This is a genomic window from Nocardia seriolae NBRC 15557 (genome assembly GCF_007990715.1).
Taxonomy (GTDB): Bacteria; Actinomycetota; Actinomycetes; order Mycobacteriales; family Mycobacteriaceae; genus Nocardia; species Nocardia seriolae.
Genome location: NZ_BJWY01000081.1, coordinates 16,717 through 34,242, shown reverse-complemented (window position 1 = coordinate 34,242; position 17,526 = coordinate 16,717). Strand labels below are relative to the sequence as shown.

The 17,526-nt window shown below is 70.0% G+C and carries 6 protein-coding genes and 1 pseudogene; 2 read left to right on the top strand and 5 right to left on the bottom strand.

The features are described from left to right. Positions 1-471: 471 nt before the first annotated feature. Positions 472-1,548 (top strand): annotated as a pseudogene (locus NS2_RS23000) (glycosyltransferase family 4 protein); the annotation flags it as partial. 286 nt (positions 1,549-1,834) lie between these two features. Next, complete coding sequence (locus NS2_RS22995) at positions 1,835-3,958, top strand: amylo-alpha-1,6-glucosidase (protein ID WP_033089497.1); 2,124 nt, start codon at positions 1,835-1,837, stop codon at positions 3,956-3,958. Between the two features lie 26 nt (positions 3,959-3,984). Here the strand turns inward: NS2_RS22995 and NS2_RS22990 are convergent, their stop codons facing one another. The 5 genes from NS2_RS22990 to NS2_RS22970 are packed head-to-tail and all read right to left on the bottom strand — an operon-like array spanning position 3,985 to position 17,502. After that, the gene (locus NS2_RS22990; RefSeq protein ID WP_033089496.1) at positions 3,985-4,749 is read right to left on the bottom strand and encodes an ABC transporter permease; all 765 of its coding nucleotides are present in this window, start codon (positions 4,747-4,749) and stop codon (positions 3,985-3,987) included. Beyond that, positions 4,746-5,795, bottom strand: coding sequence for an ABC transporter permease (locus tag NS2_RS22985; protein WP_238588454.1), 1,050 nt, complete (start codon positions 5,793-5,795; stop codon positions 4,746-4,748). The genes NS2_RS22990 and NS2_RS22985 overlap by 4 nt, the downstream gene beginning before the upstream one ends. Further along, on the bottom strand, positions 5,792-6,754 hold the full coding sequence (locus tag NS2_RS22980) for an ATP-binding cassette domain-containing protein (RefSeq protein ID WP_261772306.1): 963 nt from the start codon (positions 6,752-6,754) through the stop codon (positions 5,792-5,794). The genes NS2_RS22985 and NS2_RS22980 overlap by 4 nt, the downstream gene beginning before the upstream one ends. A 30-nt stretch (positions 6,755-6,784) precedes the next feature. Then, entirely contained in the window at positions 6,785-11,419 is a 4,635-nt protein-coding gene (locus NS2_RS22975; RefSeq protein ID WP_033089493.1) for a non-ribosomal peptide synthetase, read from the bottom strand. A gap of 20 nt (positions 11,420-11,439) precedes the next feature. Then, positions 11,440-17,502 carry a non-ribosomal peptide synthetase gene (locus NS2_RS22970; protein WP_081986120.1) on the bottom strand — a complete coding sequence of 2,021 codons (6,063 nt, stop codon included), beginning with the start codon at positions 17,500-17,502 and terminating at the stop codon, positions 11,440-11,442. Between the last annotated feature and the right edge of the window lie 24 nt (positions 17,503-17,526).

Sequence of the window (17,526 nt, the reverse complement as noted above, 5' to 3'; positions counted from 1 at the left end):
CGAGTTTCGGATGATTTCCGGCGATATTGTGGATTCACCCAATGGCCGCCGAGCGCGATAACGCCTCGGGGTGCCCACGGGCTCGGTGTCACCGTGACCGACCGACGGTGACGACCTCATCATCGGTGCTGGCGTCGTCCACGCCGATCGTGCATTCACCCACCGGACCTCGCCGGCACCAGCCGGCGCGACGATCACCAGGCGTTCGACTCGGAACGCGCTGACGACACCGCGCGGCTCATCGACAGCCCCCCGGACCCCGGGTGCGGGTGAGCCGTGCCGATGTCGTTCGGCCCCGAGCGCTCTCGATCTTCCCGAGGCCAGGCCCAGGGCCGGTGTCCCGGTATCCGGACGCCGACGGTTGTGTCCCTTGGAAGGAGGGGCGTCATGAGTGCGCTTACCCCGTTGCCCGTTCCCGTAAACGCCGCAGTCGAATTCCCATCGGTCGAGCACGAGCGGCTGCGCATCGCGATGGTGGTGCCGCCGTATTTCGATATCCCACCCAAGGCCTACGGCGGCGTGGAGGCCGTGGTGGCCGATCTGGTGGACGCGCTGGTGGAGCGCGGGCATCGGGTGACGCTGCTCGGCGCGGGCATCAACGGCACCAAGGGCGAGTTCGAATCACTGTGGGATCGTGCGCAATCCGAGCGCCTGGGCGATCCGTTCCCGGAGGTGGTGCACGCGCTGAAGGTGCGGCGCGCGCTACAGCGGCTGGCCGTCGCCGAGGGTCTGGACCTGGTGCACGACCATACCTTCGCGGGCCCGCTGAATATGCCGGTGTCGCGCGAGCTCGGGCTGCCGACCGTGGTGACCGTGCACGGTCCGGTCTACGGCGACCCCTACGTCTACTACCGCGAACTCGGCGAGGACGCGCACCTGGTGGCCATCAGCGACCGCCAGCGCGCCATGGCCCCCGACCTGAACTGGGTGGGCCGGATGCACAACGCGCTGCGGGTGGAGGACTGGCCGTTCCGCACCGAGAAGCAGGACTACGCTCTGTTCCTGGGCCGGTTCACCGCGGACAAGGCGCCGCATCTGGCGCTCGAGGCCGCGCACGCGGCGGGTCTGCCGTTGATTCTGGCGGGCAAGTGCGCCGAGCCGCCCGAGGTGCGCTATTTCGAGAGTGCGGTGCGGCCGTTGCTCACCGAACGCGATCACATGTTCGGTATGGCCGATGCCGTGGCCAAACGCGAACTGCTGTCCGGGGCACGCTGTCTGGTGTTCCCGGTGCAATGGGAGGAACCGTTCGGCATGGTCATGATCGAGGCGATGGTGTGCGGGACGCCGGTGGTGGCGTTGCGCGGCGGCGCGGTCGCGGAGGTGATCGTGGACGGGGTCACCGGGCGTGTCTGTGATGATCCGGCCGAATTGCCCGCGGCCATCGCCGAGGTGCGGGGGTATGACCCGTACGCCATGCGCGCCCATGTGGCCGCGCATTTCGGGGCGGACACCCTGGGCCGCGGGTACGAGGAGATCTACCGGCGGGTGGTGGGCGAGCATCCGCGGCGCCACCCCGGCCTGCCCCGGCATGCCGGGGTGGTCTCGGCCGGGATCCAGGCGGATCCCGGTCAGAAGCACGCCGGGATGACGAGCGGGCAGCGTAGCGCGGGGACCGGGCCGGGGCGGGCCGCCGCGACCACGATGTCCGGGCGCGGCACCACGCATTCCGGGCACCCGGAGATCACGCATTCCGGGCATCCAGAGGTCGCCCATTCCGGGCATCCAGATGCCTTGACCGGCGGTGCGCTGACGCCGGGCCGTAAACCTGTGTCCGACAACAGTTCCACACCGAAGGCGGCGCCACGGCGGCGCGTGCCCCGGCGAAAGGGTCTCCATGAGCAATGACACTCCGGCCGCTCTCAATGCGGGCGAGCCCACCGTCGGCGGTTGCGGCGGAGCGATCACCCTGGTGGAGGGCAGCACGTTCTGTCTCTCGGATCATCTGGGCGATGTCGAGCCGGGGACGCCGTACGGGCTGTTCTTCCGAGACGCGCGGGTGCTGTCGCGGTGGGAGCTGCGCTTGGACGGGCAGCGACCGGAGTCGCTGTCGGTGCTGAGTCCGGAGGCGTTCACCGCCCGGTTCATATTGCGCCGGCCCCCACGGGCCGGCGTGGCGGACTCGACGGTGCTGATCGTGCGGGAGCGGCTGGTGGCCGACGGGCTGCGGGAGACCATCACGGTGGAGAACCTGGGCCGCGAAACCACCGCCGTGGACCTGCAATTGCATGTGGACGCGGACTTCGCGGACCTGTTCGCGGTCAAGGAGGGCCGCGGTGGGAACGCCCGCGCCGAGGTGATCGTGGCGGATGCGGAACTGCTGCTCAACGATCGCTCCGACCGCGCCCGGGGTTTGACGGTGTCGTCGTCGGAAATCCCCGCGGTGCTGCCCGGTTCGCTGTCGTGGCGGGCGGTGGTGCCCGCCGGCGGCAGCTGGCACACCGAGATCGTGTGCCAGCCGACCATGGGCAATCAGCCGATCCACTCGCCGGTGCGCCCGGGTGAGCACTACGCGGCCAGCGAGCCGAGCCGCAAGATCGCGGCCTGGCGCGATACCGCCACCACGATCACGGCGGCGGATCCGAAGCTGACCTCGGTGCTCGAGCGCACCGAAAGCGATCTGGGCGCCTTGCAGATCCACGACGACTCGCGTGGCGGCCGCCCGTTCGTGGCGGCGGGCGCGCCCTGGTTCATGACCCTGTTCGGCCGTGACTCCCTGCTGACGGCGTGGATGGCGCTGCCGCTGGATGTCGGGCTGGCCATGGGCACGCTGGCGCAGCTGGCCGAGATGCAGGGCCAGCGCGTCGATCCCATGACCGAGGAGGAGCCGGGCCGCATCATGCACGAGATGCGGCGCGGACCGGCCAGCGGCCAGGTGCTCGGCGGCGAGACGTACTACGGAACCATCGACGCCACACCGCTTTTCGTCATGCTGCTGGCGCAGGCGCGACGCTGGGGCGCGGATGCCGATTCGGTGCAGGCGCTGCTGCCCGCCGCCGATGCCGCGCTGGCCTGGATCGCCGACTACGGTGACCGCGACGGCGACGGTTTCGTGGAGTATCGGCGAGCCACCGACCGTGGCCTGATCAATCAGGGCTGGAAGGACAGTTTCGACGGCGTCAACGACGCGGTCGGGCGGCTGCCGGAACCGCCGATCGCGCTGTGCGAGGTGCAGGGTTACGTGTACGCGGCGCTGCGGGCGCGGGCGGATCTGGCCGAGGAGTTCGGCGACGCCACCACCGCCGGTCACCTGCGGGATCGCGCGGCGGAATTGCGCACCAAGTTCGCCGAGGCGTTCTGGCTGCCCGAGAGGGGCTGGTTCGCGGTGGCTTTGGACGGCGGCAAGCGCCGTCTGGACGCGCTCACCAGCAATATCGGGCACTGTCTCTGGTCGGGCATCGTCACCGACGAGCACGCCGCCGCCGTCATCGGCCAGCTCGCTTCCTCCGATATGGACACCGGATTCGGTTTGCGCACACTGGCTTCCAGTATGGGCGCCTTCAATCCGATGAGTTACCACAATGGTTCGGTCTGGCCGCACGACACCGCCATCGCCGTCGCGGGCCTGCTGCGCTATCGGCATCTCCCCGGAGCCCTGGACCTGGCCACCCGCCTGTCCGACGGCCTGCTCGACGCGGCCGGGGCCTTCGGCGGCCGCCTGCCCGAATTGTTCTGCGGCTTCCCGCGTTCCAAGTTCTCGGCCCCGGTCCCCTACCCCACCTCCTGCTCTCCGCAGGCCTGGGCCAGCGCCGCGCCGCTGCTGCTGGTGCGCTCCTTCCTGGGCTTGGAACCCGATGTCCCGCACCGCACCCTGACCGTGCTGCCCCACCTGCCCGCTCGCTGGGGGCGCGTGGAGCTGACCGATCTGCGGCTGGGCGGGACGGTCATCGACCTGGCCGTGGAGGGCGAGCACGTGACCGCCACCAATCTGCCCGACGATTGGCGGCTGGTCACGCACTGATCCTGCCGGTCCCGCGCTCCGGGCGGTCAGCTCTGGGCGGCCGCACGGATGCCGCGGACGGCGAGCGCGCCGAAAACCGCTGCGAGACCGGCCGACCAGGCCAGGGTTTGCAGGACCGGGGTGGCGATCGGGCCGCCCAGGGTGAGGTTGCGCATGGCTTCGATGGCACAGCTCATGGGCTGGGCGCGAACCACCGGCTGGAGCCAGCCCGGGTAGTTCTCGACCGGGACGAAGCCGGAGTTGAAGAACATGCCCAGCAGAGTGACCGCGGCGAAGAGCTGAACCACCTTGTCGCCCAGGCGGCTGACGCCGACGGTGATGACCATCGTGGCGAAACCGGGGATGATCAGGACCGGGATCAGGATGGAACCGAGCGCGGCCCAGACGCCCTGGTGGAAGCGCAGGCCCAGCGCCACGCCGAGGACCACGATCACGACGGTTCCGGCCAGGGTACGACCGCATTCGGCGAGCAGGCGGCCGAGCAGCCCCGCCGAACGGTGCACCGGCAGCACCCAGAAGCGGCGCAGCAGACCGGATTCGCGTTCGGCGTGCAGGGACAGGCCGGTGCCCATGGCACCGTACATGGCTCCGGTGATGGCGATCATGGGGACGAAGCCGTAGATGGCGTCCGCGCCGGAGGTGCCGGTGAGCACCTTGTCCAGCACCAGCTGATACATCAACAGCAGCAGGACCGGCAGGATGAGCGTGGAGGTCAGCACCTCCTGCTCGCGCGGCCAGCGGCGCATGAGGCGACCGGCCTCGACCAGGGTCTGATCCAGCAGGGTTCTCACGGCCGTCGCCTTTCCACGAGCACCGACAGCGCGGTGAACACCACGATCAACCCGGCGCACCACACCACCGAAATGGTCACGGCCGCAGGGAATTCACCGTCCGCGAGACCGCGCAGCGCGGCCGCCGCCTGGGAGACGGGCTGATTGCGCACGAACGGCTGGATCCAGCCCGGAAACGCCTCCGCCGGAACGAGACCGGTGGACATCATGACCAGCAGCAGCTGTGGCGCCAGCAGCGCCGAAGCGCCGATCTCGGGCTTGCCGGCGGCAACGCCCAGCGCGTCCGCGCCGATCACGATGGCCGCCGCGAAAGCCAGTGCGAGCAAAACGAATCCGGCCGCCCCCAGCGCGTCATGGAAACGGAATCCGAACACGTACCCGATCACCATCGCACCCGCCAGCCCGGCCCCGGCGCGCACCAGGTTCGCCGACATCCGCGCGGCCATCGGCAGCCAGGGCCGTACCGGCATGGACCGCAGCCGAGTTCCCATGCCGCTGAAACTGTCCCGCGCGGCCCGATCACCGGCGGACATGCCGGTGAAGAACATGGCCTGCAACACGATCACCGGCAGCAGATACTGGGCATAATCCAGCCCACCCGCCTCCATCGACCGCCGCAGCGGCACATAGAAGCACAGAAAGAAGATCATCGGCGCAGCGAACCCGAAAGGCAGATCGCCCTCCCGCACCGCCGCGCGAATAGTGCGCCCGCTCAACGCCTTCCACTGCATGATCGGGGGCACGCTGAACGCCGCGCCGACGGGCACCGCCGCCGAGAAGGACGTGCCCTCCACCGCAGTCGCACCGCGCGCAGCACCCGAGCCACTCGTGTCCAGGCCGTATGAGTCCATGGCAACGACCTCCAGAGCAGTCGTGGCCGGAGTAGTCGTGGCCAGAGCAACCGTGGCCAGAGCAACCGTGGCCAGAGCAACCGTGGCCAGAGCAACCGTGGCCAGAGCAACCGTGGCCAGAGCAGCCGTGGTCGGGGTAGTCGCCGCGTCCGCCTCGGCGGCAGAGGTCGTGGCGTCCCCGGTGTCGGCGCTCACGCGCCGACTCCGGTTGGCTGGGGGCGGGTGAGTTCGATGAAGACCTCGTCGAGGGAGGGGCGGCGGAGGGCGATGTCGATGAGGTCGATGTTCGCGGCGGTGACTCGGCGCAGGACCTCGCCGAGGGTGGTGGCGCCGTCGGGGGCCGGGAGGGCTACGCGGTCGGCGGATGCGGGGACGGTGAGTTCGCCGAGGCCCTCGAGGGCGGTGAGGACCGCGGGGACGTCGGCGGCCTCGACCGGGACGACCTCGCAGTAACTGGCTCCGGAGCGGGCCTTGAGCTGGTCGGCGGTGCCTTCGGCGATCACGGTGCCCTTGTCGACGACGATGATGTTGTCGCTCAGGGCATCCGCCTCCTCGAGGTACTGGGTGGTGAGCAGGATGGTCACGCCCTGTTGTTTGAGTTCGCGGACCAGCGACCACAGGCTCTGGCGGCTGACCGGGTCCAGGCCCGTGGTGGGTTCGTCGAGGAACACCACCTTGGGCAGGCGCACCAGGCCGCAGGCGATGTCGATGCGGCGGCGCATGCCGCCGGAGTACTGGCCGACTCGGCGGTCGGCGGCGGCGGTGAGGTCGAAGCGGTCCAGCAGTTCGTCCGCGCGCGGGCGAGCCTGCTTGGGGCGCAGGCCCATCAGGCGCGCGAACAGGATCAGGTTCTCGCGGCCGGTGAGCACCTCGTCCAGGGCGGCGTACTGGCCGGTCAGCATGATCGAGGCGCGGACGGCGTCGGCCTCGCGGACCACGTCGTGCCCGGCCACCAGGGCGCGTCCGGAGTCCGGGCGGACCAGGGTGGACAGCACCGAGACGGTGGTGGTCTTGCCCGCGCCATTGGGGCCGAGCACGCCCAGCACGCTGCCCGCGGGTGCGCTGAAGCTGATGCCGCACAGGGCGTGTACCGCGCCGAAGGACTTCTCGACGGATTCGACGACAATGGCCGCGTCCGTGGTGGATTGCGACACCGGGTTCTCCATCCTCGTGTTCATTCGTGTCTATGCGGGGCTGAGCGTCTGTGCGGGGCTGAGCGCCGCGTTCGCGGCGGTCAGCGCCGTCACGGCGCGCTGCCAGATCTGGCCGAATCGCTCGATCTCGGCCTCGCCGAAAAGCGCTGTGCTCCATCGGAACAGGGTGACCAGCTGTGGACCCTGCGCGCCCGGGTAGACGGCGGTGATCAGGTCCAGGGCGTAGCGCAGCGGCATATCCGGTTCGGGGGCGATGGGCAGCCGCTGGTGCAGGGTCAGGTCGGTGACAGGAGCGAACGGGGTATCCGTCCCCGTGGCCGCGGTCAGATCCATCCGACCGAGGTAGTCGAACAGCACCTGCGGTTCGGCGTCCGCCGTGAGTTCCGGCGCGGTGCCGCCATAGCGGAGCGTGCCGTAGTCGAGGCCCTTGTTCGGCACCATATTGACCTGTGCCGCAACGGTTTCCAGCAGGACGGTGGCGGCAGCCGGATCGGCCTCGGCGCGGATCACGTCGATACCCATACCGGCGGCCAGTCGCACCGGGTAGATGCTGGTGAACCAGCCGGCGGTGCGCGCGGTGTCGGCTTCGGCCGCCACCCGGGCGTCCTCGCGGCCGTGACCCTCCAGGGCCACCAGTGCGCCCGCCGAGCCGTCCTGGCCGCGTTCGGCCCGCCAGGTGTTCAAGGTGAGGACCAGTGCGGTGAGCAGGAATTCGTGGGTTCCGGCGGCGCGCTCGCTCTGACCGGCGGTCGCGAGCAGGCCGCGCGTTGCGTCCACATCCGTGAAGGCCGGGGTGATCCGGTAGGAATCCCAGGTGTCGGTGCGCGGGTCGGGGCGGCGGCGGCCGATCGGGGCGTCACCGCCTGCCAGCTGGGTGGCCCAGAACTCGCGCTGGGACCGCACCTCCCGGGTGTCACCACGCGTGGCGAGCAGCTGACCCCAGCGCCGGTAGGACGTGGATTCGGTTGCGATGCGCGGTGTCTCGCCCGCCTCGATCCGCTGCCAGGCATCGGCGAGGTCACCGAGGATGATGTGCCAGGAGACGGGATCGACGGACAGATGATGGATAGTCAGCAGCAGCACGTCACCGGATGGCCGGATGAATCGCACCGCCTGCAGCATGATTCCGGCTTCCGGGTGGATCCGGTCGATGGCCGTGCGTGATCGAACCTCCAGCGCCGCACCGAGATCGCCGTCGACGGGCACCTCGGTCAGCAGGTCGGCGGCCCGCACCGCGCCGCGTTCCCGGGTGATGAGTACCGGCCCCGATTCGGTGTGGGAGAGCTGTGCGCGCAGCATTTCGTGGCCGTCGAGCACCGCCTGCAGTGCCGATTCCAGTCGCGCGGTGTCGATTCCGGCCTCCAGCGTCACCAGGGTGGACAGGGTGAGTCGCCGGTAGCCGCCGAACTCGTACATCCACCGCATGATCGGGGTCGCGGGCACTTCTCCGTATCCGGTCCCGTGCTCGGCAGGGACCGAATCCGGTTGTGCCGCCTTGATATCGACCGCGGCGGCCAGATCGCGCACGGTCGGCGTGGCCAGCACCATGGCCGGGCTGATCGGCAAGCCCGCGCGGCGGGCCTTGTCCACCAGGGAGATCGCGACAATGCTGTCGATGCCGAGCGCCAGGAAATCGTCGTCGATGCCGATGGTCCGGCCGCCCAGCACCGGGGCGAAGGCCGCGCACAGGGCGCGCTCGGTGGCCGTGCGCGGTGCGATGCCGGGACCGGATGTGCCGAGCAGGCTCAATCCGGTGGCCGCCAGGCCGCGGACGTCGAGCTTGCCATTGGGCGTGACCGGCAGCGCGGGCACAGTCACGATGCGAGCCGGAACCATGTACGCGGGCAGCTGTTCGGAAAGCCGTGCGCGCAGAGCGATTCCATCGTCGTCGCCGTCCGTCACCGCGAAGCCGACCAGGGTCGGTCCACTCGGCCGGGTGACCACGACAACCGCGGCCTCCCGCACCCCGGGCACCCGCGACAGCGCCGATTCGATATCGCCGATCTCGATGCGATAGCCGCGAATCTTCACCTGATCGTCGGCCCGACCCAGGTAAGCGATCTCACCGGAAGGCAACTGCCGCACCAGATCTCCGGTCCGGTACATGCGCGCACCGCTCCGGAAGGGGTCGGCGACGAAGCGGTCCGCGGTCTGTGCGGCCCGGCCGACATAGCCGCGAGTCAGCTGACCACCGGACAGGTACAGCTCACCGACCACGCCGCGCGGCACGGGCCGCAGTGCGGAGTCGAGCACACGACCCGCCATCCGATCCACCGGTCGGCCGATCACGGGAACCGCCCCGGCCTGCGAAAGCTCATCCATCCCACCGGTGTTCACGGTCGCTACGACCGCCTCCACCGTGGTCTCGGTCGGCCCGTAGCAGTTGTAGACCGCCGTGGCGGGCAGTGCGCGCAGCCGCTCCCACAGCGCAGGTCCGATGGCCTCGCCGCCGAGCGCGAGCACGGTGAGGTGATCACCATCCACCAGTCCAGCCGCCGAGAGCTGCGCGAACATCGACGGCGAGGTGTCGATCATGTCCACCCGATGCCGGATAACCCCCTCGACCAAGCCTTGCGCATCCCGCATCTCGGTCTCGTCGAAAAGGTGAACGGCATGCCCGTCGAACAACCCGATCAGCGGCTGCCAGGAGGCGTCGAAACTCAACGACCACGCATGCGCGATCCGCAACGCCCGCCCCAGCCGTGCCCGCGCCGGACGATAGACACGGTCACGGTGATCGGCGAAGTACGAGGCCAGGGCGGCGTGAGTGCCCATGACGCCCTTGGGCTCTCCGGTGGACCCCGATGTGAAGATCAGATAGGCGCAACTGTCCGGACACACGGCACGGGGTAGCGAAACCGGCTGGGCCGCAACATGTTCGACTGTCGCGATAGCGTCGAGTACCAGCATCGGTTGCGCATCGCCGATGGCGGTCCGCAGCAGCGGGAGGGTATCGGCGACGGCCAGGACGAGCGCCGGGTCGGCCTGGCGCAGAATCGATTCGATTCGGGCCGACGGGGCCGAGATGTCCACGGGCACATAGGCTGCGCCCGCGTACAGGGTGGCCAGGATGGCGATGATCGAGTCGGCGGAGCGCGGGAGGGCAAGGCCCACCACGGATTCCGGGCCGACGCCCTGGGCGGTGAGTGCCGAGGCCAGACGGCCGGCCGCCTCGTGCAGCTCGCGATAGGTGTAATGGGCACTCGCGGTGCTCAATGCCGACGCATTCGGCGTAGCTTCGGCCTGACGCACGAACAGTTCCAGCACCGATCCTGTTTGGACTGGAATGGTCTCCAGCACAGCATGATCCGCCGGGTCGGCGGTGGCTACGGCCCCGAGTTCGGCCCGCTCCGTTGGCAGCAGGACGTCCAGAGCGTCGGGGGTGGAGTCGGCGTGGTCGGGGAGTTGGCGCAGGGCCGAGAGGATGCGCGCGCCCAGGTCGGGGATCGGGAGGTGGGGTAGGGCTTCGGCGATGGCTTCCAGGGCTACCACCAGGCGGTTGTCCTCGAGGTGGGAGACCACCGAGAGTGGGTAGTGGACGAGGCTTTCCATGGCGACGGGGAGGAAGCGGGTGCCGTCGCAGGTGACCATGGGGTCGGTGGCCGCGCCGATGGGAGCGTTCTCGAAGACGAAGAGGACGTCGAAGAGGGGGCCGTGGCCGGCGGTGCGCTGGATGGCGGACAGGCTCAGGTAGCCGGCGTCGCGCATGGCGGCCTGTTCGCGTTGCAGGGTGCGGCACTGCTCGCGAATCGTGGTGGTGCGGTCCAGGATTACGCGGGCGGGGACGGTGTTGATGAACAACCCGATCATGGTTTCCACGCCGGGCAGGGAGTCGGGTCGCCCGGAGATGGTGGTGCCGTACACCAGGTCGCGGCGGTCGGTGAGGCGGGAAAGCACCACGGCCCACGCGAATTGGACGACCGTGCCCAGGGTGAGGCCGTTGCTGCGCGCCCACTGGATCAGACGCTTGGTCTCGTCGGGGTTCAGGTAGTGGCGGGTGCGCTGCGGTATGACCGTGCCGATCTCGGCGGCACCGGCGTCGGCCAGCATGAGCGGGCCGGACAGTGGGCGCAGGTAGTCGGCCCAGGCGCGGTCGGCGGTGGCGGTGTCCTGGGCGGCGAGCCAGCCGATGTAGTCGCGGTAGGGGCGTGGGGCGGGCAGGGCCGCGGCCACTCCCCCGGCCTCGTACACCGCGATGAGCTCACGGAAGAACACCGCGACCGCCCAGCCGTCCACGAGGATGTGGTGCGTCGTGAGGATCATGCGGCGGCGGCCACCGGGCAGGTTCACCAGGGTGACCCGCAGCGCCGGGCCCTTGCCCAGGTCGAACGCGCGCTCCCGATCCGCCGCGGCGATATCGTCGAATTCCTCTGGCCGCGCGTCGATCTCGGCCCACGGCAGCTCCACCCAGGTCGGCACGATCTGCACCGGCTTGGGCAGATCCCGATCCCAGAAGGCCGCCCGCAGGTTCGGATGCCGCTCCAGCAACACCTCGACCGACCGCCGCAGCACCGTCACATCCAGCGGCCCGCCGATATCGATCACGAACTGCATCGTGTACAGATCGACGCCGTCCCCCGCCAGCCGCGCCAGCGAGAACAGCCCCTCCTGCAACGGGCTCAGCGCCAGCACGTCCTCGATCTCGGCGGGCTTCGATCGATCCACGCCCACGGACTGGTCCTCTCTCACAACGCGCCCTTCCAAGCCGCACCCAGCGCCGCCAGGGCGTCCTGGTTCAAACCGGACACGCTCATCGGCGCATGGCTGTGGGTATCCGCCGGAACAACCTCCGGCTCGGCCACTTCGGCCCGCACCGGCGCCTCCGGTACCCGACTGCCGAACGCGGCGGTCATCTCGGATGCCGAAACACCCGCCGCCGCAGCGACATCCGCCGCTGTCACGCCCGACGCGACAGCCGTGTCCACGGCTTCTGCGAGTTCGGTGATCGTCATGCACTCGAACACCATCTGCGGCGACATCGGCAACCCGATCTGGTTGGCCCGCACCGACCACTGAATGGAGATCACACTGTCCCCGCCCAACGCGAAGAAGTTGTCCTCACCGGAGACCTCATCGACCTCCAGTTCCAGCAGCTCGGCCAGGATGGCCCGCAGTCGCGGCTCGGTGTCCCGGTCGCATGCGGCACCGGTGAATTCGGCCGCGCTCGCCGTGGTGGCGGGGCGCGCGGCGGGGCGCTCTCGCTCGATGGCGAACTCCAGTTCACCCCGCACGGTCCAGCGCGCCCGGTCCCCTGTCCGCCATAGCGTTTCACCGGGCCGGAATGGATCTACGACCCTGTCCGGCGCTGAAACGTCACCCGGGACCGATCGCGCAACCTCCACCTGCGCGGCGGCCGATGTCGCCGCGGCCGATGTCGCCGTGCAGATCTGGCCGACGTGAACCGTGCCCACCACGCCGGGCGGTACCGGTCGCTGATTGTCGTCGAGCACCAGTACACGCGCGCCGGGGGCCGGTACGGCGGTCGCGGCGCCCGTCAGCGGGCCGTGCGCCACCACTCCCGGGAATCCGGGCACCAGGTACGCATAGGTGGCGGTCGAGCCCGACGAAAGGGCGGGTAGCAGATCGGGAAGCGCTGCGGGCCAGTCGGTTCCGAGCACCTCCCAGTGCCGCACCGAGGGGAGCATGGACACACCCGTGTGGACGAAGCGGGCCAGGGTTCCCGGATCGGCTGCCACGCGGGTGGGGCGGTGTCGGGTGATCAGGTCCACCAGCGCGGTCGGGTCCTGTCGCTGCTCCTCGTCGGCAACCACGGCGGTCGCTCCGGCCGCGAGAGCCGACAGCAGTTCGACGGTCGCCTCGGTGCTGCCCCACAGAGCAGCGACGAGCCGGACACCACCCGGTTCGGAGCCGGGCCCGCCCTCGTTCGCGTGCAGGTCCGCAATCGCCGTGGCTGTCACGACATCGGAGAGCAGTTCGTTCACCGTGGCTGCGAGCCCGGCGACGTTCGCCTGTTCGGTGCTCGGCGCGACGGCCGCCGCTCCCGCCAGGTGCGTGAAAAGCTGCCCGTAGGTGAGGGATTCGCTCCCGCAGTGGATGGCGAACCGATCGGCGGGCACGGTGCGGGCGCGGTCGAGAACTGCGGGTACGCCCAGCACGTCGGACGCGCCGGTTTCCCACCGCCGCAAGGACTCCCGCTCATCGGCGGGCATCACGTCGAGGTCGCTCAGGGCAAGGTCGGGGCTTTCGGCGAAGGCGGTGAGGACCGTCAGCATGCGGTGGGCGAGGAGGGTTCCGGTGGTGGGGTCGTAGAGGTCGGTGTTGACGATGACGCTGGCGTCGAAGCCGCCGTCGGGGGCGGAGAAGAAGTTGATGCTCAGGTCGAGGAGGGAGATGTCGAATTCGATGGGGAGGACCGATAGTTCGGCTTCGCCGAGGCCCGCGCCGGTGGCGGACCAGTCTTCCTCGCGGAAGTGCATCATGGCCTGGAACAGCGGGTTTCGGGAGCGGGAGCGGGGCGGGTTCACGGCCTCCACCACGCGTTCGAGGGGGACGTCCTGGTTGGCGTAGGCGGCCAGGGCGGTGGTGCGGGAGCGGTCCAGGATGGTGCGCAGGGTCGGGTCGCCGGAGAGGTCGTTGCGCAGGACCACCATGTTGGCGAGCAAGCCGACCAGGTCGGCGGCGACCGGGTAGGAGCGGCCCGCGACCGGGGTGCCGAGCGGGATGTCCACGCCCGCACCGAGTTTGTGCAGGAGGGTGACCACCGCGGCCTGGTAGAGCATGAATTCCGACGCGCCCGCGGATTCGGCGAGGGACTTCAGGCGTCGCCGCAGGGCCGCGGGGACGGTGAAGGCGCTCATGCTGCCGTTCTTGCCGAGCACGGCCGGGCGGGGGTGGTCGTGGGCGGGGGTGATCTCGTCGGGCAGTCCGGTGAGGGTGTCGCGCCAGTAATCGATGCGGTCCTGGTCGTCGGCCACGAGTTCGCGCTGCCAGAGCGCGAAGTCGGCGTAGTCGAGGGCCAGCGGTTCCCAGCGCGGCGGGCGGCCGGAGTCGATGCGGCTGCGGTAGGCGGTGGCCAGGTCGGCCAGGATGGTGCGGAAGGACCAGTGGTCGGCGACCATGTGGTGCACCAGCAGCGAGATGGCGTGCGAGTGCTGATCCAGCACGAACACCTTTGGCCGCACCAGCAATTCGGATTCCACCGCGAAGTTGTATGCGGCGGCCTCGGCCAGTTCGGCGGGCAGGCGGTCGGGATCGTCGAGCACCGTGACCAGCACATCGATCGGGCCCGCGGGCAGCACGGACTGGTAGGGCACACCCCCGTCCTCGGGGAAGACGGTGCGCAGCGCCTCGTGCCGGGCCACCACATCGCCGAGCGCGGCGGCCAGGGCGGTGATGTCGAGCGGACCGTCCACGCGCATGGCGAACGGGATATTGCCGACCGGGGACGGTCCCTCCAGCTTGCGCTGGAACCACATGGCCAGCTGTGAGAACGACAGCGGAACCCGTTCCGGCCGTTCCCGTTTCGCCAGGCCGGGCGTCTCCGACCGAATCTCGGCGGCCGGTGCGGTCTCGATGAGCGCGGCCAGGCCCGCCACGGTCGGGGTGTCGAACGGGGCCCGCACGTCGAGTTCGACGCCGAATTCCTTGCGGATCAGCACGATCAGGCGGGTGGCCAGCAGCGAGTGCCCGCCCAGTTCGAAGAAGGAGTCGTCCGCGCCCGCACCGTCCCGGCCGAACAGCTGCCCGAACAGGGCGGCCAGTCGGATCTCGGTGTCGGTGGCGGGTTCCCGATAGTTGCGGGCGGCCGCGCGCCGGGTGGGCGCGGGCAGGGCGCGCTTGTCCAGCTTGCCGTGCACGGTCAGCGGGATCTCGTCGATGACCGCGACGGCGGCGGGCACCATGTACTCGGGCAGGGTCGCGGCGGCGTGCGCGCGCAGCTGTTCCGGATCCACGGTCGCGCCGGGCGCGGGCACCACGTAGGCCGCGAGCATCGCGCCGACCGCCGGGTCCTCGGTGGCGATGACCACGCAGTGGCCGACGCTCGGGTGGCCGCCGAGCACCGCTTCGATCTCGCCGAGTTCGATGCGGAAACCGCGCACCTTCACCTGTTCGTCGGCGCGGCCCACGAATTCGATCTCGCCGTCGGCATCGCGGCGGGCCAGATCTCCGGTGCGGTAGAGGCGGCCGCCGGGCACGCCGCTACGGCCGCCGAACGGGTCGGCCACGAAGCGTTCCGCGCTCAGGCCCGCCCGGTTGAGATAGCCGCGCGCCAATTGCTCGCCGCCCAGGTAGATTTCGCCCACCACACCCGTGGGAACCAGCTGCAGTGCCTCGTCCAGCAGGTACACGAACACATTCCGGTTCGGGGTGCCGATCGGGACGATCCGGGTGCCCTGCGGCCCCACCACATCCTGGTGGGTCGCGCACACCACGGCCTCGGTGGGCCCGTAGTGGTTGCGCAGTTCGGCGTCGAAGATGCCCGCGAACTTGTCGGCCACCTCACCGGGCAGCGCCTCGCCGCCCACCGGGACGTGGCGCAGCGCCCGCCACTGGCTCACCTCCGGCAGCAGCAGGAAGGTGCTGAGCATGGACGGCACCATGTGCAGCACGGTGACGCCGCAGCGGGTGATGATCTCGGCGACGTACGGAATGTCGCGGAAAGCATCGGGTTTGGGGATCACCAGGCGCGCGCCGGCGGTGAAGGTGACGAAGATGTCGAGCAGCGAGGCGTCGAAGCTGACCGAGGAGGATTGCAGCAGCCGGTCCTCGGCGGTCATGCCCCACTCGGCGACGAAGCCGTCCAGGTGTTCGGCGATCGCGCCGTGCGGCACCGGGACGCCCTTCGGCTTGCCCGTCGAACCCGAGGTGTAGATGACGTAGGCCAGGTTGCCGGGCCGCAGCGCACGGCGGCGGTCGGTGTCGGAGGGATCGTGCTCGGGCAGGCAGACGGCCGAGGTTTCGGCGGCATCGAGTTCGACGCGGCCCAGCACCAGGCGCGGGCGGGCATCCTCGATCAGGTAGTCGATGCGGTCGTCGGGGTAGGCCGGGTCGATGGGCAGGTAGGCCGCGCCGGATTTGAGCACGGCCAGCATGCCGACCACGAACTCCACCGAATTCGACAGGCGCAGCCCGACCAGGTCCTCGGTGCCCAGGCCCTGGCCGATCAGCCAGTGCGCCATGCGATTCGCGCGGCGGTTCAGGTCGGCGTAGGTGAGTTCCACGCCGGTGTCGGGGGCGACCACGGCCATGGCCTCGGGGGCGGCGGCGACGCGGTCCTGGAACAGGTCCACCATGGTGATCGCCGGGGTCGCCACGAGCGCACCGTGCGAGAGCTCGAGAATGCGCGCGGCATCGGCTCCCAGGATGTCCAGATCGGCGATGCGCCGGTCGGGTTCGTCCAGGGCAGCGCCGAGCAGTTGCGCGTAATGGCCCAGCAGCTGGTCGACCAGCGTGCCGTCCAGTTCGTCGAGCTGGTATTCGGCCTCCAGGTACGCGCCCGCGGGCTCGAGGACGACGGCCAGGCTCAGCGGCAGCTGCGCCACCGTGCTGCCGAGGTCGAGCAGGGTGGCCTCGACGCCGTCGAGGGCGAAACCGGTGGCGCTCTTGCGGACGCTGAAGCCCAGACGCACCAGCTGATCGAGGCCGTCCTTGCCGCCGAGGCGTTCCGGATTGGCCTCGCGCACCACGCGATCGATGCCGACGCCCTGGTGCGCGAAGGCGGCCAGGCAGGTGTCGCGGACGGCGTCGGTGCGGGCGGCGAAGCTGTCGCGCGGGGACAGGGTGGCGCGCAGCAGCAGGGTATTGCCGAAGTAGCCGAGCAGGGATTCGGCAATGGCATTGCGGCGCACCGTCACCGGGACCGAGACCAGGAAGTCGGCGGCCGCGGTGTAGCGGTGCACGACGGCCTCGTAGGCCGCCAGCAGCACCATGAAGGGGGTGGCCGAGCGCTCACGGGCGAAGGCGTCGACGCGATGCATCAGCTCGGCGGAGAGGGCGAGGGTGCGGCGCTCGGCCTGGCGGGAACCGGAATCGCCTGTCTTGCCCGGCAATTCGAGCGCCTCGGGCAGAGGGCGCAGAGCCTCGCGCCAGAAATCCAGATCCGCGTCGGTGACCGCGTCCGCGCCGAGGACCTCGACATCGACGAATTGCCCTGCCAGCGGGGCGAGTTCGGCGTCGCGGTAGGCGGCATTGACCTCGGCGAAGAACACGGCCCAGGAGTCGTCGTCCCAGCAGATGTGGTGCGCGACCAGGATCAGCGCGAATTCGCCGCGAGCCAGGCGCACCAGGCTCAGACGCAGCGGAGACTGCGATGACAGGTCGAACGGGCGGCCGAATTCCCTGCGCGCCAGCACTTCCAGGCGACGGGCGCGGCTGGCCTCGGGCAGTTCACTCAGATCGTGGGTCTCCCAGCCGGGAGCGAGATCCGTCCGGGCGATCTGGAACGGCTCACCGTCATCGCCGAGACCGTACGTGGTGCGCAGGATGTCGTGCCGCCCGGCGACGGTGCGCACCGCGCGGTGCAGCCGCTCACCGTCCAGCTCACCCAAGCGCGGGTCGACGGAGCGGAGCCGGTAGGCCACACAGATATTGAGCGTGGTGTCGCGCGGATCGCGGGCCTGTAGGAACCACATGCGCCGCTGTCCGTCCGACAGCGGATGCCGCTCCCCCGCCTTCGCGCGCGGCGCGGTACTGGACGGCGCGGCCGCCGCGGCGACACCGCTTTCGGCTATCCGCCTGCGCAGCAGTTCCTTACGCCGCGCCAGCAGGGTCTCGGCATCGTTCGCCATGTCTCGTCTCGCTCCTGAAAGTAT